The sequence below is a fragment of the Mesorhizobium sp. WSM4817 genome, assembly GCF_055811135.1.
On record NZ_JBVVQQ010000006.1, the window covers coordinates 91759 to 108505 of the forward strand.

At 63.3% G+C, this 16747-nt stretch carries 17 protein-coding genes and 1 pseudogene; 14 read left to right on the plus strand and 4 right to left on the minus strand.

Annotated features, from left to right (window positions below):
- Positions 1 to 37: 37 nt before the first annotated feature.
- Genes AC0L2K_RS10890 through AC0L2K_RS10915 form a run of 6 tightly spaced genes read left to right on the plus strand, consistent with a single transcriptional unit; the run spans position 38 to position 5086 of the window.
- Positions 38 to 1570, plus strand: a complete 1533-nt coding sequence (locus tag AC0L2K_RS10890) for a TadE/TadG family type IV pilus assembly protein (RefSeq protein ID WP_473531338.1) — start codon at positions 38 to 40, stop codon at positions 1568 to 1570.
- Between the two features lie 5 nt (positions 1571 to 1575).
- Complete coding sequence (locus AC0L2K_RS10895) at positions 1576 to 2118, plus strand: TadE/TadG family type IV pilus assembly protein (protein WP_473531339.1); 543 nt, start codon at positions 1576 to 1578, stop codon at positions 2116 to 2118.
- Between the two features lie 2 nt (positions 2119 to 2120).
- Positions 2121 to 2768, plus strand: coding sequence for a TadE/TadG family type IV pilus assembly protein (locus AC0L2K_RS10900; protein ID WP_473531340.1), 648 nt, complete (start codon positions 2121 to 2123; stop codon positions 2766 to 2768).
- Positions 2765 to 3928, plus strand: a complete 1164-nt coding sequence (locus tag AC0L2K_RS10905) for a CpaE/TadZ family protein (RefSeq protein ID WP_473531341.1) — start codon at positions 2765 to 2767, stop codon at positions 3926 to 3928. Before AC0L2K_RS10900 ends, AC0L2K_RS10905 begins: the two co-directional genes overlap by 4 nt.
- Positions 3912 to 4502, plus strand: coding sequence for a L,D-transpeptidase (locus AC0L2K_RS10910; protein ID WP_473531342.1), 591 nt, complete (start codon positions 3912 to 3914; stop codon positions 4500 to 4502). Before AC0L2K_RS10905 ends, AC0L2K_RS10910 begins: the two co-directional genes overlap by 17 nt.
- On the plus strand, positions 4499 to 5086 hold the full coding sequence (locus tag AC0L2K_RS10915) for a hypothetical protein (protein WP_473531343.1): 588 nt from the start codon (positions 4499 to 4501) through the stop codon (positions 5084 to 5086). Before AC0L2K_RS10910 ends, AC0L2K_RS10915 begins: the two co-directional genes overlap by 4 nt.
- Before the next feature lie 204 nt (positions 5087 to 5290).
- On the opposite strand, the gene AC0L2K_RS10920 is transcribed toward AC0L2K_RS10915, so the two are convergent.
- On the minus strand, positions 5291 to 5902 hold the full coding sequence (locus tag AC0L2K_RS10920) for a hypothetical protein (RefSeq protein ID WP_473531344.1): 612 nt from the start codon (positions 5900 to 5902) through the stop codon (positions 5291 to 5293).
- A 282-nt stretch (positions 5903 to 6184) separates the two neighbouring features.
- On the opposite strand from AC0L2K_RS10920, the pseudogene AC0L2K_RS10925 reads away from it, so the two are divergent.
- A pseudogene (locus tag AC0L2K_RS10925) lies at positions 6185 to 6331 on the plus strand (HlyD family type I secretion periplasmic adaptor subunit); the annotation flags it as partial.
- Positions 6321 to 6959, plus strand: coding sequence for a ribbon-helix-helix domain-containing protein (locus AC0L2K_RS10930; RefSeq protein WP_027152091.1), 639 nt, complete (start codon positions 6321 to 6323; stop codon positions 6957 to 6959). The pseudogene AC0L2K_RS10925 and the gene AC0L2K_RS10930, both read left to right, overlap by 11 nt.
- A 59-nt stretch (positions 6960 to 7018) precedes the next feature.
- Here the strand turns inward: AC0L2K_RS10930 and AC0L2K_RS10935 are convergent, their stop codons facing one another.
- Positions 7019 to 7912, minus strand: coding sequence for a LysR family transcriptional regulator (locus AC0L2K_RS10935; protein WP_287051231.1), 894 nt, complete (start codon positions 7910 to 7912; stop codon positions 7019 to 7021).
- Between the two features lie 341 nt (positions 7913 to 8253).
- Here AC0L2K_RS10935 and AC0L2K_RS10940 point away from each other — a divergent pair, with 341 nt between their 5' ends.
- The 6 genes from AC0L2K_RS10940 to AC0L2K_RS10965 all read left to right on the plus strand — a co-directional run bounded on the left by AC0L2K_RS10940 (position 8254) and on the right by AC0L2K_RS10965 (position 14680).
- The gene (locus AC0L2K_RS10940; protein ID WP_027152089.1) at positions 8254 to 8892 is read left to right on the plus strand and encodes a (2Fe-2S)-binding protein; all 639 of its coding nucleotides are present in this window, start codon (positions 8254 to 8256) and stop codon (positions 8890 to 8892) included.
- Positions 8893 to 8895: 3 nt separating this feature from the next.
- A complete protein-coding gene (locus AC0L2K_RS10945) occupies positions 8896 to 9894 on the plus strand; it encodes an FAD binding domain-containing protein (RefSeq protein WP_473531345.1) in 999 nt (332 codons plus the stop codon).
- On the plus strand, positions 9891 to 12008 hold the full coding sequence (locus AC0L2K_RS10950; RefSeq protein ID WP_473531346.1) for a xanthine dehydrogenase family protein molybdopterin-binding subunit: 2118 nt from the start codon (positions 9891 to 9893) through the stop codon (positions 12006 to 12008). The genes AC0L2K_RS10945 and AC0L2K_RS10950 overlap by 4 nt, the downstream gene beginning before the upstream one ends.
- A 137-nt stretch (positions 12009 to 12145) precedes the next feature.
- Positions 12146 to 12541 (plus strand): (R)-mandelonitrile lyase, encoded by a 396-nt coding sequence (locus AC0L2K_RS10955; protein WP_287238409.1) that lies wholly within the window; start codon positions 12146 to 12148, stop codon positions 12539 to 12541.
- A 295-nt stretch (positions 12542 to 12836) separates the two neighbouring features.
- Positions 12837 to 13559: an SDR family NAD(P)-dependent oxidoreductase gene (locus AC0L2K_RS10960; protein ID WP_473531347.1), complete on the plus strand. Its 723-nt coding sequence runs from the start codon at positions 12837 to 12839 to the stop codon at positions 13557 to 13559.
- On the plus strand, positions 13556 to 14680 hold the full coding sequence (locus AC0L2K_RS10965; protein WP_473531348.1) for an S-adenosylmethionine:tRNA ribosyltransferase-isomerase: 1125 nt from the start codon (positions 13556 to 13558) through the stop codon (positions 14678 to 14680). The genes AC0L2K_RS10960 and AC0L2K_RS10965 overlap by 4 nt, the downstream gene beginning before the upstream one ends.
- Before the next feature lie 284 nt (positions 14681 to 14964).
- Here AC0L2K_RS10965 and AC0L2K_RS10970 read toward each other — a convergent pair whose 3' ends face one another.
- Together AC0L2K_RS10970 and AC0L2K_RS10975 are read right to left on the minus strand one after the other, a co-directional pair.
- Entirely contained in the window at positions 14965 to 15564 is a 600-nt protein-coding gene (locus AC0L2K_RS10970; RefSeq protein WP_473531349.1) for a tetratricopeptide repeat protein, read from the minus strand.
- Positions 15561 to 16709, minus strand: a complete 1149-nt coding sequence (locus AC0L2K_RS10975) for an adenylate/guanylate cyclase domain-containing protein (RefSeq protein ID WP_473531350.1) — start codon at positions 16707 to 16709, stop codon at positions 15561 to 15563. The genes AC0L2K_RS10970 and AC0L2K_RS10975 overlap by 4 nt, the downstream gene beginning before the upstream one ends.
- Between the last annotated feature and the right edge of the window lie 38 nt (positions 16710 to 16747).

A 16747-nucleotide genomic window follows, 5' to 3' on the forward strand; every position in this document is an offset into this window, starting at 1 on the left:
CAAAGCGACTGGCGTCAGGGGAGCTAACGGTAAGGCCATGCTGCGGATTGTTCGCGCGTTCTGGCACGATCAGAGGGGAATAGCGCTGATACTGGTCAGCATCACGCTGCCGGCAGTCATCGGCTTTTCCCTGCTGGCGATCGATATGAGCCGGGTCAACAACCTCCACAACGATCTTCAGAAGGGGGCGGATGCGTTTGCGCTCGCGGCGGCAGCGGAACTGGACGGAAGCAGCGGTTCCTGGGCGCGGGCTGAACGCGCCATGGCGACGCTCGTAGACAATGAAAGCAACTTCTCCACGGCAGGCCGGTTCACTCTGACCTCCGGTCAGCCGGGAGGCACGCAGCGCTGCAACAATGCTGGCAACATTTCCTGGTGCTTCCTCAAAGCGATCCCTGCCAACGACGGAACCAAGATTACAGCCGCTAATCAGGCCAACTATCTTGCAGATGCCAACCAGGCTGTCGGTGAGGCGGAAACACGGTTCATCCAGGTGACAGTCGCTCCCCAAGGGTTTGCCGCGATCTTTCCCGCCTCATTTGTGACATCCGGCGCCAGCAACAGCTTCAATGTCGGGGCAGTCGCGGTAGCGGGCTTCACCTCCGGCGTCTGCGATTTCACACCGGTCTTCATGTGCAACCCCTATGAGATGGTGAACGGGACAAACAATGCCGGCGGCTACACGCTTGAGCAGGCCGTTTCCAATCCGGCCGTCCGTCGCAGGCTGATCGAACTGCGGAAGGTCGGAAATGGGGCTGCGGCCGGTCCGGGCAACTTCGGCTTCCTCGAGCCTCCGCCAAATGTGGGAAATGGTGCCCAAGCGCTGGCTCAGACGATTGCAACGTCGACGCCGATCGGCTGCTACAATTCCGCGAACGTAACGACGAAGACCGGTCAGAATGCCGGCCCGGTTCAAGATGCGTTCAACGTTCGTTTCGGGATTGGAGCTAACGGCAATCACTTCAACAGCCCAGCTTACGGTCCCGCCGCCAATGTCCGAAAAGGGGCAATACGGACCACAGGCAGCGCCAATCAATGCGCTGCCATGAACCAGCTTTCGTTCACCGAAGCTGGAACAATGGGCCTTCCGCGCGATGCGACAACGCCGTATATGGGCGGCAGGATGGGCGACGGAGATTGGAACTTCTCCGGCTATTGGAGCACCAACTTCGGTTCAGCTAGCTATCCATCGTCATGGGATACGACCAAGCCGACGCGCTATGAGGTCTACCGCTACGAAATATCGGCGGGCTTGGTGGGCACCGCGTCGACCGGTGGAGAGACCGGAACGCCGTCGGCAGCTTGCCAACCGCCCGTCACGACAGTTGATCGTCGGTTGATCTATGGCGCGATCCTGAACTGCAATGCTCTCGAAGCTGCGGGCAACGGCCTGTCCGGCCACAGCACCAATCTTCCGGTCGAAGCCTTCGGCAGCTTCTTCCTCACTGAACCGGTTGCGTCGCCATCGGAGGACGCTTCGGTGATGGTCGAAGTGGTCGACGTAACCGGCGGTGCCGGCCAGGGTACGCTCGACAATTTCCTTCGCGACGAAGCCCAGCTTTATCGGTGATGGTGATGATCGGAGCGCTGTACCATCATCTCCACAGATTTCGACGCGAGCAGCGCGGCACGGCTCTCGTCGAAATGGCGCTGATCGCGCCACTGATGCTGGTCTTGTCGGCAGGCGTGTTCGAGTTCGGCAATCTGATCCACAAAAAGCTACTGATGGAGGCCGGCCTGTCGGATGCGGCGCGCTTTGCCGCGCGCTGCAACAGCCAGTTATACACTAAGGCCGGGCTCGCGGCGATCAATTGCGCCGATATCGCTGCCAACATCGCCGTCTTCGGCAATCCGGCAGGCACGGGGAGTGCGCGGGTCAGCGGCTGGCAGAAAGCGGGGGGGACATCCAATAACGCGACGGTGACTATTGCCGCCCCCGCATCCTGCCACGATGCTGTGCAAGCTGGCGTCACCCAGTATCGCTCCACCGCGGCACAAGTCTGCATCGTCCGAGCGGTCGGCAACTACCCATATAGCGGCGTCGGCATGCTGTCGCTGCTCAGCATCGGTACGATTACCCTGAACAGCTTTCACGAGGAGCGGTTGATCCGGTTCTGATCATGATCAGGCGTTTCGCAAAATCGGAGGACGGCGCGACGATGGTGGACATGGCCATCGTATCGACACTGCTGTTTACCCTTGTCCTCGGCTTCGTCGATTTCGGTTACGCCCTCTATCAGTGGAACGCCGCCACCAAAGCCGTGCAACTCGGCGCACGACTGGCCTCGATTTCCGATCCGGTTGCCACCGCGCTAGCTACAGCCGCACCGACGACCACGCCGGGCGCTCCGGTCATCGCCGCGGCCTACGGACCATTCACTTGCACTTATACTGCTGGCACTGGGGCCTGCAGTAATGGCGGGACATTCAATGCCGCCAATTTCAGCCGCATCTTTCGGGGCGACACTGCAAACACCAATGACGACGCCTGTCCGATAATCACCCCTGCCCAGCAACCCAGCACGCGGCATGGAATGTGTCATTTCTTTCCTGGCTTGCGGCGCGACAATGTTGTCATCGCGTACTCCGCCACCGGCTTGGGCTACCAGACTCGGTTGGGCGGACCGGTGCCGACAATCACCGTCAGCCTTCAGAACCGGACCTTCCAGTTCTTCTTCCTGGGCGGCCTGCTAGGATTCGGAAACCTCACCATGCCCTCGATGCTCAGCACGGTCACGGGCGAAGACCTGAAGAGTATATCCCCATGAATGCCATCAACACCAAGGTTCTGCCGACCAAACGAAAGCAGGTGGCCCTATTCTCATCGGATCCGCAGTTCAAGCGCGAGGTGGCGACGCGGCTCGACGCGCTGGCCATCTACGATGTCAGGATTTCCGACACGGCCGACTTTCTCAACGGTCCGCCCGCTGAGACGCGCCCGGGCATCGTCATCCTCGACCTGGCCAACGGCGAGCTGCTCGGCGAGCCCGGCATTGTCGCGGCGCGCGCCTTGTGGGCGACCGTGCCGCTGATCGCGGTCTCCGACGAATTGACCTCTGAAAAGACGCGTATCCTGGTTCGCATGAACGCCTCGGACTGGCTGCACAAGCCGCTCGGCGCCAAGGAACTGCTCAACGCGGTCACCTTCCACGACACCGGCAACCAGGGCACCAAGAGCCGAATCATCACTTTCATCAGCGCCAGCGGCGGCGCCGGCGCCACGACGCTCGCTCTGTCGGCGGCGGAATTCCTGGCGTCGAAATCCACCGAACGCGCGGCTTCGACGTGCCTCGTCGACCTCGATTTCCAGAGCGCCAATTGCGGCGCCTATCTCAACCTGTTCAACCAGTTCGACCTGGCCGGCATCATCGGCCAGCCGGAAAGGCTCGATGTCGAACTGATGGACGTCATCAAGCTCTCTCGTCCGTCCAGCCTGACCCTCTATTCATTCGAGAGGCCGCAGCTGCCGTTTGAGCCGCAGGGCGCCGATTTCGTGTTCCGGTTGCTCGACCTCGTCGCCTACCGCTTCGACGACATCATCATCGACCTGCCGAATATCGAAACCCCCTGGCAGAATTCCGTGCTTTCGACGAGCGACGAGATCTTCATCGTCTTCGAGCTCAACGTCGCCTCGCTGCGGCAAGGCAAGCGGCTCTACACGAAGATCCGCGAGCTGCGCGGCAATTCGGTGAGCATCACCCTGGTCGCCAACAAGCATAAGCGCAAATGGTTCGGCAACCACTTTTCGCGCAGCGAACTCGAGAAGATCTTCAAGGCGCCGCACATCAAGTCGGTCGGCCTGGACAATGCGCTGCTGACCGACGCGCTGAACCGGGCCATCCTGCCTTCCGAAGTGGATGGGCGGGCACGTTTCAACAAGGACCTGAAGCGGATGTTCAAAGAGCGGCTCGATGACGCTGCACGGTAGATTTCGCACCGTCCCGAGACTCGCCGGCGCCTGCATCATCGGCCTTGCCTTGGGGATGCCGGCCTGGGAATTCGCCCATGCCCGATCCGCGCTGTCGGACCGGCCGCCGCTGCCGGCAATGGGCCCCAGCCTGCGCAAGGCGGTTGCTCTCCAAACCGTGGAACGGGCCGGCACGATCATCATCCGCAAGGACGAGAAGGCGCTCTATCTGGTGACCCGGCAGGGCCAGGCGCTGCGCTACCAGATCAGCGTCGGACGCGACGGCTTTGGCTGGACCGGCATCGTCAAGGTCGGGGCGAAAACGGAATGGCCGGAATGGCGCCCGCCCAGGGAAATGCGCGCCCGCCAGCCGGAGCTGCCGGAAATGGTGCCCGCCGGTCCCTATAATCCACTCGGCGCCAGGGCACTCTATCTGCTGCGGGATGGGCGCGACACGCTCTACCGCATCCACGGCACCAACGATCCCAAGGGCATCGGCTTCGACGGAACATCGGGATGTTTCCGTCTTACCAACACTGATGTGATCGATCTTTTCAAGCGCGTCTCGGTCGGCGCAAAGGTGGTGGTCCAATGACGATGATCAGCGACCTGGATATGCCGGCAATCGACATTGGGCCGGCAACCCACACTGAAGAGCAAGCTCCAGCGTGGAAACCGAGCAATGCAAGGATGATCGGCGTTGTCGCCGTCGGCGCCTTACTGATCACGGCGGTGAACATAACCGCCGCGGTCTATTTCTACCGCGGCATCAACGATCTGCGCCTTGTCGAACGGCGGCTGGAACAGCTCGGATCGTTCGAGCAACGGATCGCAGCCCGGCTCGATGCGGTCAACAACGGCTTTCAAAGCCGGTTCGAAAAACTGGACAGTCAACTGCAGGGCAGCTTCAACGAAGTCAAAGGCAGCATTGCCCGGCTTGAACAGGAGCTGCCCCTGGACAGTGACGACGACATGTCGAGCATTGCGGAGCCTTCCGTGGTCACGACCAGCACCATGGCGGAAGCAGCCACCGATCTCGATGAAGCGACCGAACCCAGTATCGTCGATGTGCCGCGCCCGCTCAAAAGGAAGATCGCCGCGGCGCCCCCTCCCCCGAACGCCTCCTACCAGCGCATAGTGCAGCCTGACGGCAAGGTCCATTACAAGAAAATCAACTAGTTCCTCTCTACAGAGGATTTGGTTCTTAGCCTGAAAGGGACTGTCGACGGTCCCTGTCGGCCGGCCTTCAGCCGCCAATCTCCAACCCAACGTCTGCGATCAGCCCAAACACCTCAACTTCGTCATCCCAGGGTCTGCGCCGCGTCGCTTCGCTCCTTGCTCCGCCCTGGGATGACGAAGTTGGCACGGCTGTGCCCCGGGGTCCTAGAGATCCCGCTGCAGAGCAATAAGCCGTACGGCGAGCGCTTCGGAACGCTGTCGCGCTTCGCTGAGAAACGTAAAATGACAGTAGGCGCAGGCTGCAGTGCCGAGACCCAGCACCAGGCTGTTCTGCCATGTGAAATCGAGCACCAGCGAGAATGGATGGCCGCTGGGCGCGGTGAACGCCGCTATCGTGCTCGCTGTTTCAGAATGGCTGCTGGAAGCGATCATCAGCCCGGCGAAGAGCAGAGCAGCGTGGTTGACAAGGAAGAACGCGGCCGACTTTCTCGTCCGGCAAGCCATCCAGCAGAGGATCGATGCGGCGATCAGGATAGCGGCATCAAGGACCATTGAACCGCTGAGATAGAGGTCGACCTGCTGCCAGAACATCGTGGCCAAAGGGCGCAACTCAAGCCAGATCCGCCACAGGGCAGGGCTGGCCGGATAGGTTCCGAGCAGGAACGTCGCTGCTCGTTCCCCTGCCAGAATGAGAAGAATGAGAGCCGGGAAGGCAAAAAGCAGTAGCGGCTTGCGCGTCATGTTCCCTCGCCAATCGACAAGCAGAATAGACTGCAAAGATTGCGCGAGGCTTAAGGAAAGCGCCGCGAACAGCATTGATCACAGGCGCAGGCGCTTGCCGCAACCGCAGCGAGCGCCCGTTTTATGTGCCATTTTTGCTACATTCCCGAAACTTATGGCCCGAATTCGGTTCTTAGCCGGCCCTAGATCAACAAACACTCACGTATTCGAAGAATCTGTCGGATAATTTGTCAAAGCTTCGGTGAGAAGGCTTGGCCATAAAAAGTACCGGGCAGAAGCGTGGGTGGGGTAGAAACGAATACGATAATCAAAGTGGCCATTGGCAAGCGCCTTGGCCTCCTGATCACATTTGCGATTTCGACGATCGAACGGGATGGCGAGGCTTATCCGATCATCCCGGGCGTGATCTGCTCTGTCGACATCAAGACCAGACGCAAGACGATCCTGAGTTCCCTTTTGAAGCCGATCAACAAGGCGCGTCAGGAGGCCATGAGTGAGCGCTAGCGCCACCTCTCCCTCCACCAATACCGATCAGCGACTCCTGCCGCTCGCCAAGGAGGATTTTGGCCTGGAATTTCGAGTTGTGGCGCGTGGCGGAACACGCCGCGGGATCCGTCTGGAGCGGGCTTTTTGGATATCGCTGAAGCAGATGGCTGAGAGCCGGAAGTGCACGATCGGCATGCTCATAGATGAGATAGCCGGAGTTCAGGCACAGAGTGGCAATCTGACATCGGCGATCCGGGTAGCCTGCATACGCGGACAGGCGAAGGAAAACGTGACGTTGAGTAAGCTCGCGTCAATAACGACAATCAACGCCATACTGGTTGCCTGCCCCTCGCCTGCATTTGCCTTGACGTCATCGAAGAAGATCCTGACTTTCAATGTTCCGTTCCAGCAATTGGTGAAGCGCCAACTGCCTTCCGGACCAAAGGACGATGCGCGGCACGACCTCAAGCTGGCGTTGGACCTCAATGTCGCCGACATTTTTGCGCGCCTCGACATCAACGGTGAAACGCCGGTCACCAGCGGATTTGTCCTCGGCACGGGCGAACGTCGGTACCGTGGTCAATTGAACGTCGTGCGGGCGCCGGTGATCGAGCCGGAGCTGCTGATGGCGTTCGTCTTCGGCTGACCGGTTCCGGCGGTACTGAACGGTCAATCCTGGCCGAAGACGCTTCGCACTGCATTGCCTCAACCCGAGAAGCGGAGCGCATCGACGAGCAGGGCGAAAGCCGGCGACGCTTGGCGACGGCTTGGATAGTAGAGGTGATATCCCGGCCAGGGCGGTGACCACTCATCCAGTACCCGCATCAGGCGGCCGCTTTCCAGATGACGCTCCGCGACATCCTCCGGCACATAGGCGAGGCCGAAACCAGCCAGCGCCGCCTCGAGAATCTCGAGGGTGCCATTGAGGACAATCTGGCCGTCCACCCGCACCTTCAGCTCGCGACCATCGCGCTCGAAATCCCAGGCCCAAAGCCCGCCATTGATGGAAAAGCGCTGGTTGATGCAAACGTGGTCGGTCAGCTCCTGCGGCGTCGTTGGCGGCGGCCGCCTGGCGAAATACGACTTCGTCCCGACGACGGCGAAGCGGATGTCCGGTCCGACGCGCACCGCGATCATGTCTTTTGCAACACGCTCTCCCATTCGCACGCCCGCGTCGAACCGTTCGGCAGCAATATCCGTCAGTGCGTTGTCGAGGAAGACCTCGACGGTGACGTCGGGATAGTCCGGCAGGAGCTTCGCCAGCTTCGGCCAGATGACGGCGTTGAACGCGTGATCGCTTGCCGTGAGGCGAATGGTGCCGGCGGGCTTCTCCCGCAATTCGCTCAACGCCTCGACCTCGGCCTCGATCTCCTCAAAGCGCGGGCCGATATTGCGCAGCAGCCGCTCGCCGGCCTCTGTAGGTGAAACGCTGCGGGTCGTTCTCGTCAGCAGCCGAATGCCCAGCCGCTCTTCCAGATCGCGGACCGTGTGGCTGAGCGTGGACTGCGAAATTCCGAGCTGCGCAGCGGCGCGCGTGAAGCTGCCCTCCCGCGCAACCGCCAGAAAGGCCAGAAGCATATCGGTTCGTCCGCGCTGCATTTATGGCTCCGCCCCATAAGTTTGTGCGGATTATACGGACTAATCGAGCGAACTGCACACACTCAATCGATCGCGATTGCCGAGAGCACCGCAAATTTCCCGGACGGTGGCGCGAACCCGTCTGAGCAATGACGATGAAGGAAGAACCGGCGGCAGTTCATTCGCGTCGCTGCTATTCATGGCCCCGACCGATAGGTCCTATCGGGGAGCGGGCGCTAATCAAGGCGCCTCAAGCGCCCTAAGCTTTTAGCGTCGCACACGCACCCAGCGTGTCTTCGGGCCGGGGCCATCCATATCTTGGGCCGCGAATTTGGCGGATCATCACGAAAGCGACAATCGACATGTCTGATAGCCAAAGAACTTCGACAGCCAGTTCGGACATAACGCGCCGGGAGCTCATGCAAGCGGCTGCTGTGACTGGCGGTGCTCTTTTAGGAGAACAATTCGTGCCCGGAGCTATATCTCCGGCGCTGGCACAGGCTGCCGGCGCCGCGACGGCGCCGCTCGATGTGTCGCTGCGCATCAACGGGACGGAGCACCGGCTTTCGCTCGACCCGCGCACGACGCTGCTGGATGCGCTGCGCGAGCACCTGCATCTGACGGGCTCGAAGAAGGGCTGCGGCCTCGGCCAATGCGGCGCCTGCACGGTGTTGATGGATGGCATGCGCGTGAAGGCGTGCCTCTCGCTCGCGGCGCTCGCTCAGGGCCGCGAAATCAAAACCATCGAAGGATTGGCGCAGGGCGATGAGCTCCACCCGTTGCAGGCGTCCTTCATCGAGCGCGATGCCTTCCAGTGCGGCTATTGCACGTCGGGGCAGATCATGGCCGGCGTCGCCTGCATCAGCGAAGGCCATGCCGGGTCGCCGCAGGAGATCCGCGAATGGATGAGCGGCAATCTGTGCCGTTGCGGCGCCTACGACCATATCGTCGCGGCCATCCAGGACGCGGCTGCCGTGTCCAACTCGACGCAGGAGGGCTGAGCCATGCATCCCTTTGTGCTCGAACGTCCGCGGGATCTCTCTGCCGCACTCAGCTTCGGCCCTCAAGCCGGCCGCAATGATGCGCCGGTCGAATACATCGCCGGCGGCACCGACATGGTGCAGCTTCTGCAGGAGAATGTCCGCCGACCGGATCGGCTTGTGAGCCTCGCGGGAGTTCTCGACGACGGCATCGAGATCGGTCCGCAAGGCCTGAGGCTTGGCGCCGCCGCCACGATGGCGGAGGTGGCCGCCCATCAAGCTGTGGTCGAGCAGTTCCCTCTGATATCCCAGGCGCTGCTGAATTCGGCGAGCCCGCAGGTCCGCAACCAGGCGACCATGGGCGGCAATCTGCTTCAGCGCACACGCTGTCCCTACTTTCGCGATGTCGGCTACGAGGCATGCAACAAGCGCGTGCCTGGCTCCGGCTGCGCCGCATTGGACGGCGAGAACCGCTGGCACGCAGTGCTCGGCACGAGCGACAACTGTATCGCCGTTCACCCGTCGGACCTCGCGGTTGCCCTGGTGGCGCTCGATGCGTCGGTCGAGCTCCGAGGAGCTGGCGGTGACCGTTCCGTGCCGCTCTCCGATCTCCATCGCCTTCCCCGCGATACGCCGCACCTCGAAACCGTCCTGAAACCGGGCGAAGTGATCACCGCGATCACGGTCCCGGCCAGGGCGGCAGGACTGCGGTCTCACTATCTCAAAGTACGCGATCGCGCCTCCTTCGAGTTCGCCGTGGTCTCGGCCGCAGTCGCAATCGAGACGGACGGCGCTCGCATCCGGCAGGCCCGCGTAGCGCTCGGCGGCGTTGGAACGAAACCCTGGCGCCTGTCGAACGTCGAGACCGCTCTCGCCGGCGCCGACTTCGAGCCAGCGGTGCTCCGCCAGGCGGCGGCGCTCGCAGCAGACGGCACACGGGGTCGCGGCCACAACGGTTTCAAGATCGAACTCATGCAGCGCGCCATCGTGCGTGCGGTCGAAATCGCGGGAGCACGCGCATGACTGCTGCCTTGATCGGAAAATCCGTCAGCCGCGTCGATGGCCGCCTGAAAGTTACCGGCGCCGCGACCTATGCCGCCGAGTTTGAGGTACCCAACCTCGCCCATGCCGCCGTCGTCAGGAGCATTGTCGCGAACGGCCGCATTGCATCCATCGACACGGCGGAGGCCGAACGGGCGCCCGGCGTAATCGCGGTTGTGACGCACACCAACGCGCCCAGGCTCGCCTACCAGCCGCATAAGGGCCTCCCGGACGCAGCCGTTGGCGAGCGCCTGCATGTGCTGCAGGACGACCGAGTGACTCACCAGGGCCAGCCGATCGCGCTGGTGGTCGCCGAGACGCTTGAACAGGCGGTTTACGCGGCGGAGGTCGTGCGGGTTACCTACCGGCACGAAGCGGCGGCCACTGACATGGAAAGCGTCGATCCAGTTCTGCCTACCGGGAAACCGGCGGAGTGGGAGATACGGCGAGGCGAACCCGACAGCGCCTTCGAACAAGCGGAATTCCGGGTCGACCAGACCTATGTGATCCCGCGCGAGAACCACAATCCGATAGAGATGTTCGCCACCATTGCCTCATGGCAGGGCGACAGCCTGACCCTGTGGGACAAGACACAATGGGTGCACAACGTCGCCGAGGAGATCGCCGCCGTGTTCGGCATCGCTGCCGAGAACGTCCGTGTCATCTCGCCCTTCGTCGGCGGCGCGTTTGGTTCGGCGCTGCGCTGCTGGCCGCATGTCACGCTCGCCGCGCTGGGCGCCCGTGTAGCCGGACGGCCAGTCAAGCTGGTGCTGTCGCGGCGCGAAATGTATTACGGCGTTGGCTACCGTCCTCACACGGTGCAGCGGGCCGCGCTTGGCGCCTCCCGTGACGGCCAGCTCCAGGCCATCCGGCACGAGGGCCACCAGGAGACCTCGACCTACGAGGAGTTCACCGAGGCGCTGCTCAGCGCGACCCGGTTCCTGCACTCCTGCCCGAACGTCCACACGCGACATCGCATCGCGCCGATGAACGTCCACACGCCGACCTACATGCGCGCGCCCGGTGAGGCGAGCGGCATGTATGCGCTCGAATCGGCCATGGACGAGTTGGCGGTCGCGCTGAACATGGATCCCGTCGAACTGCGGTTGCGCAACGAGTCGGACCGGGACGAATTCAAGGACCTCCCGTTCTCGAGCCGTTCGACCAGGGAATGCTACCGGGCCGCCGCCGAGCGTTTCGGGTGGGCACAAAGGAACGCCGCGCCGCGCTCCATGCGCGACGGGCGCTCGCTGATTGGCTGGGGCATGGCCAGCGCCACCTATCCGATGAACTATGCACCCGCCTCGGCCATGGCCCGGCTCTTGCCGGACGGCACTGCCGAAGTGATGAGCGCAGCGAGTGACATGGGACCCGGCACATGGACATCGATGACGCAGGTCGCGGCGGACACGCTGGGCCTGCCGATCGAGCGGGTCAAGTTCACACTTGGCGACACCCGCCTGCCGCGCGCCCCTATCCACGGCGGTTCCATGACCATGGCGAGCGTCGGCAGTGCGGTGCAGGCGGCTTGCCGCAAGGCGCGCGACGACGCGCTGGCACGCGCCGGCTCCAACGATCTTGAAGAGGCCATGGAGCGTCTCGGCCAAGTCATCGAGGCAACGGCCGACGTCGCTCCCGGAGATGAGACGAAGCGGTTTTCCATGCACGCCTTTGGCGCCGTGTTCGTGGAGGTTGCCGTCGATCCCGATCTCGGCGAGACGCGCGTGCGGCGCATGGTCGGCGCCTATGGCGCCGGCCGCGTCGTCAACCCGAAGATCGCGCGCAGCCAGTGCATCGGCGGCATGATCGGCGGCATCGGCATGGCCCTCATGGAGCACTCGGTTGTCGACCCCCGCAACGGGCGCGTCACCAATGCCAATCTCGCCGAATACGCCGTGCCGGTGCACGCCGACGCGCCGCCGGTCATGGACGTGATCTTCGTCGACGAGCACGACCCGCACGTGAACCCGCTCGGCGTGAAGGGCCTCGGCGAGATCGCGCTGGTCGGCGTCGCGCCAGCGATCGCCAATGCCATTTTCCACGCTACCGGAAAGCGCGTCCGCGAACTGCCGATCACGCCGGACAAGCTGCTCTGATCCACCTCGTCGAAAACGGAGGGGCTTGAGACATGATCATCACCCGCAGAGACGTCCTCGCCGCGGCAAGCTCTTTCGCTGCCTTGGCTGCAGCAGGCCAGGTTGGCGCAGCTTCTGTTCAAGGAAGGAATGAGACAATGAAGATCACGCGAGTTGGATCACAGCCGTCCGGCCCCGGGCCGGCCGATTCCTTTACCGGAGCCGTGCGCATCGATCCGCTCTTCCAGGCGCCCGAGCCGGCGCGCGTCGGTGGCGCCAGCGTCACGTTCGAGCCTGGCGCCCGCACCGCGTGGCACACGCACCCACTCGGCCAGACGCTGATCGTCACGGCCGGTCTCGGCTGGGTCCAACGCGAAGGCGCGCCAGTCGAAGAAATCCGGCCAGGTGACGTCGTCTGGATTCCGCCTGGCGTGAAGCATTGGCACGGCGCGTCTGCGACGACGGCGATGACGCATCTCGCTATCCAGGAATCCCTTCATGGCAAGCCGGTCGAATGGCTGGAGAAAGTCAGCGACGAACAATACCGCAGCTGAACGCTGGCGGCACCCGGCGTCAGCACCTCTTCCCTTCTCCCCTTGTGGGAGAAGGTGGCCGAGCGAAGCTCGGTCGGATGAGGGGTGTTCCAGCTTGGCACCGCCGCACTCCGTCCAACACCCCTCAACCGTCTTGGCGCTGCGCGCCAATCCACCTTCTCCCACAAGGGGAGAAGGGAAGATCACGCCTCGAGCCAGACCTATCGTGTCGGCATCGATCCACGCAATGAACGCTTGACCTCAAGTTAACTTGAGCTTGTAGCATTGGCTTGCACGGATGGAAGGAGCATCGGCAATGCTGACGAATATGGATTTCCACGGTTTTCGCGTGGCGGTCACGGGTGGCACGTCCGGCCTCGGGCTGGCGCTTGTGCGGCAGCTCGCCGCGCACGGTGCGAGCGTCGCCTTCGTCGCACGCACTGCCGCGGACGTCGAGCGCATCGCTGACGAGACGGGCGCACACGGCATTGTCGGCGACCTCGGTAAGAAGCACGACATCTACCCGATCGCGTTGCAGGTCACCGCGAGCCTCGGCGGGCTCGACGTTCTGATCAATAATGCATCGAGCCTCGGGCCGGTCCCCCTTGCGCTGCTTGCCGACACCGAGTGCGAGGATCTGGAAAAAGCGCTTGCGGTCAATCTCGTCGGCGCGTTTCGCCTGACCAAAGCGCTGTTCGGTGCGCTTGCCACGTCGGCGCGCGAGGGCCGTGGCGCGCTGGTGATCAACATCTCCAGCGACGCGGCGATGAACGCCTATCCCGGCTGGGGTGCGTATGGTGCGAGCAAGGCCGCTCTTGCCCATCTGACGGCGATCTGGGACGAGGAGGCGAAAGACGATGGCATAAGGTTCCTCGCGCTCGACCCCGGCGATATGGACACCCCGCTGCACGCGCTGGCGCTTCCTGACGCCGATCCGGCCACCTTGAAGCACCCCGATCTGGCAGCTGCCGAGATCATCGAAAAGCTGCTTGACGCGTTGCCGGCTGGCGCAGCACTTCGCGCCGGGGCACGTGGATGATTGCCGCCGACCGTCCGGATCGGCGCTCCGCCAGGCTGTTGGTGGTCATGGCGGACGGCGCGATGACCGACCTGCCGCGCGCTGACCTGGCGAAGCTGTTCGAGCCCGGCGACCTGGTCGTCGCCAATGACGCCGCGACCTTGCCTGCCAGCTTGCACGGCACGCATGTCCCCAGCAGTGAAGCGATCGAGATCCGCCTGGCGGGCTGGCTGTCACTTGCCGATCCAACGCGATTCGTGGCGATTGCCTTCGGTGCGGGCGATCACCGCACGCGCACCGAAGATCGGCTGCCGCCGCCTCCACTGTCACCGGGCAATCGCCTTCGGCTCGGCCCGCTTGAAGCCGTTGTGGAGCGCCTTCTCGACCATCCCCGCCTTCTCGAGCTGCGCTTCTTGGGCAACCGCGCAGCTGTGCTTGCAGGACTGGCGCAGCACGGCCGGCCGATCCAATACGCGCATGTTCCCGAGCCGTTGGCACTTTGGGATGTTTGGACGAAGATTGCCGCCCGGCCGGTTGCGTTCGAGACGCCATCGGCAGGCTTTGCGCTCGACTGGCGCACGCTTCAAAGCTGGCGGCGGCACGACGTCGGCTTCGCAACACTCACGCATGCCACGGGCATTTCCTCCACCGGGGATCGCGCGCTCGACTCGCGCCTTCCCTTCGACGAGCCATACCGCATCCCCGAGCACACCACGGCGCAGGTCGCGCGGGCGAAGCTGCGCGGCAGCCGCATCATCGCGGTCGGCACGAGCGTCGTGCGCGCGCTTGAGGCGGCGGCCAATCCCGATGGCAGCGTGCGTGCAGGAAATGGCATTGCGACGGGCCGCGTCGCGCGGGACACGCCGCTTCGCGTGGTCGATACGATTCTCACAGGCGTCCACCAGCCGGGCGAAAGCCATTTCGAGCTCCTGCGCGCCTTTGCCGACGATGCTCTGCTCGCCAGCGCCTCCGCAGCCTTCGCCGCGCACCGATACCGCACGCATGAATTCGGCGATTCCATGCTGCTCATCGGCAACCGCTGGATTGGTCGCACGACCCAAACCGTGCGCGAGACGCAGCCTCTACTCTATAGGCGATCCGAGATCTTGGTTTTCCAGGGCTTCCGGAAAACCATGTTTTAACAGGTAATTGATTTAGAATAACTATTTTGACCTTAGTAGCTACGAATCGAGGGTCAGGAGTTCGCATCTCTTCGGGCGCGCCAATCGGCAGTACATTCCAAAATCGTGTCGCGACGTCCAGTTCTGACCCAACGGCGACTTTTGTCTGGACCGTCGGTAGGTCTCGTCAGGGTGGAAACCGGAGTACGGCCAGAGAACTGTCCTTCCAGAAGCGACGCGGGATCAAGGGACGTCGCCTGGCCGGACGTAACGCGCAGGAGAGGGCATCTTTGCAACCGCGACGATCACTCCGGCACGCCGGAGATGTCCAGCGCCTCGACGTAACTCTCGGCGAACACCTTGTCTCGCCACGGGTTGATCTGTCTCTGCAGGGTGAGCGTGTAGGTCGGGAACGCCTCCATCAGCCGCCGCGCCGCCGCCTGCGCCTCATCCAGCCGGTTGAGTTTGACCAGCGCCATGATCACCACCCGGTGCGAGGAGCCGTAGTTCGGCATCTCGTGCAGCGCGCGCTCTCCCCATGCCAGCGCTTCTTCGTAGCGCTCGAGCATCAGGTAGCTCATCCCGATGCCGGAGAGCGCGATGCCCTTCTCGGGGTCGACCGGGCTCAGCCGCATTGCCCTGTGAAAATGCTCGATCGCGACGAGCGGGCGGCTGGAATGTGCGTTCACCCAGCCGCTGCCCGTATGGCCTTGCGTCGAATTGGGGTTGAGTAGCAGGGACCGTTCGATCGTGCCCAGCGCCATCTCGTAGTCCTTCGCGCTGTAGGCGATCACCTGCGCGGCGAAGCGTAGGCTCGTGGGGTCGTCGCGCGCTTCAGCCAATACCTCGCGCGCCATGCGCGCGGCGACTCGGATATCGTCGGAGTCGTGCCAGCACTGGCTCACCGATAGGCTGCGGATATAGGCGCCGAGGCCTTCGCCAAGTTGAAGCTGGGGTCGATGCTGAGCGCCTCGTTGGTGAGCCGGCGCACGTCGGCAAAGCCTTCGCGCGTCATGCTGTAGAAGCGCGGCAGCGCGCGAAGGTAGAGGTCGTAGGCGCTGATGTAGTCGGTCGGCTTCATGCGCGCCTGCTTGATCTCCTGCAGCCGGATGCTCGGCTCGACGGCGCCGACGACGCTCTCGGTCACCTTGTCCTGCAGGTCGAAGATGTCGCTCACGTCCCCCTCGAAGCGGTCGGCCCAGACATGGTGTCCGCTGATCGCGTCCACCAACTGCCCACTGATGCGCACCCGCGATCCTGCTCTGCGGATGCTGCCTTCGAGCACGTAGCGGACGCCCAGCTCGCGTCCGACCTGGCGCAGGTCCACCGCCCGGCCCTTGTAGGTGAAGGACGAATTGCGGGCGATCACGAAGAAGGAGTTCACCCGGCTCAATCCCGTGATGATGTCCTCCACCAGCCCGTCGGCGAAGTATTCCTGGTCGGGGTCGCCGCTCATGTTGGTGAAAGGCAGAACCGCGATCGAGGGTTTCTCGGGCAGGGGAGGCAGTGCAGCCACCGAGGCGCTGGCGTCGGTCTCGACGCGGTAGGCGCGCACAGGCCGCTCGATGTTCTTGAGGCGCAGGTCGCCGAGCGGCGTGAAGCCGCAGTCGAGCTTGCCCTGAAGGTGGTCGTAGGCGGTGCCCGAGACGACCACGGTGCCGGGATCGGCGATGCTTTCGAGGCGGGCGGCGATGTTGACCCCGTCGCCGTAGAGGTCGCCGTCCTCCTCGCAGACCACGTCGCCGAGATTGACGCCGATGCGGAAGCGAATCCGCTCTTCCTCGGGCGTCTCCGCCTCGTGTTCTGCCAGGGCCTGCTGGATCGCCATCGCCGAGGTCACCGCGTAAACGACGCTCGCGAACTCGCACAGCATGCCGTCGCCGGTGAGCTTGACGATCCGACCCTGGTGCTCGGAGACCAGCGGTTCGAGGAGGTCCTTGCGGTAGATCTTCAGCCGCTCGAGCGTGCCGCGCTCGTCGCGCTCCGTCAGGCGCGAATAGCCGACCACGTCGCAAGCCAGGATCGCTGCGAGGCGGCGCTGCGTGGTCATTGCATCGCTCAGCCAAGCGCCTGCACGCGGGCCGCCCC

What these genes read in the sequence shown, in the direction of transcription:
- AC0L2K_RS10960 (WP_473531347.1), top strand. Translation starts at nt 12,837, where the DNA reads ATGCTGACGAATATGGATTTCCACGGTTTTCGCGTGGCGGTCACGGGT.
- AC0L2K_RS10900 (WP_473531340.1), top strand. Translation starts at nt 2,121, where the DNA reads ATGATCAGGCGTTTCGCAAAATCGGAGGACGGCGCGACGATGGTGGAC.
- AC0L2K_RS10895 (WP_473531339.1), top strand. Translation starts at nt 1,576, where the DNA reads ATGATCGGAGCGCTGTACCATCATCTCCACAGATTTCGACGCGAGCAG.
- AC0L2K_RS10955 (WP_287238409.1), top strand. Translation starts at nt 12,146, where the DNA reads ATGAAGATCACGCGAGTTGGATCACAGCCGTCCGGCCCCGGGCCGGCC.
- AC0L2K_RS10945 (WP_473531345.1), top strand. Translation starts at nt 8,896, where the DNA reads ATGCATCCCTTTGTGCTCGAACGTCCGCGGGATCTCTCTGCCGCACTC.
- AC0L2K_RS10935 (WP_287051231.1), bottom strand. Translation starts at nt 7,912, where the DNA reads ATGCAGCGCGGACGAACCGATATGCTTCTGGCCTTTCTGGCGGTTGCG.
- AC0L2K_RS10920 (WP_473531344.1), bottom strand. Translation starts at nt 5,902, where the DNA reads ATGCTGTTCGCGGCGCTTTCCTTAAGCCTCGCGCAATCTTTGCAGTCT.
- AC0L2K_RS10890 (WP_473531338.1), top strand. Translation starts at nt 38, where the DNA reads ATGCTGCGGATTGTTCGCGCGTTCTGGCACGATCAGAGGGGAATAGCG.
- AC0L2K_RS10965 (WP_473531348.1), top strand. Translation starts at nt 13,556, where the DNA reads ATGATTGCCGCCGACCGTCCGGATCGGCGCTCCGCCAGGCTGTTGGTG.
- AC0L2K_RS10915 (WP_473531343.1), top strand. Translation starts at nt 4,499, where the DNA reads ATGACGATGATCAGCGACCTGGATATGCCGGCAATCGACATTGGGCCG.
- AC0L2K_RS10975 (WP_473531350.1), bottom strand. Translation starts at nt 16,709, where the DNA reads ATGACCACGCAGCGCCGCCTCGCAGCGATCCTGGCTTGCGACGTGGTC.
- AC0L2K_RS10910 (WP_473531342.1), top strand. Translation starts at nt 3,912, where the DNA reads ATGACGCTGCACGGTAGATTTCGCACCGTCCCGAGACTCGCCGGCGCC.
- AC0L2K_RS10940 (WP_027152089.1), top strand. Translation starts at nt 8,254, where the DNA reads ATGTCTGATAGCCAAAGAACTTCGACAGCCAGTTCGGACATAACGCGC.
- AC0L2K_RS10950 (WP_473531346.1), top strand. Translation starts at nt 9,891, where the DNA reads ATGACTGCTGCCTTGATCGGAAAATCCGTCAGCCGCGTCGATGGCCGC.
- AC0L2K_RS10905 (WP_473531341.1), top strand. Translation starts at nt 2,765, where the DNA reads ATGAATGCCATCAACACCAAGGTTCTGCCGACCAAACGAAAGCAGGTG.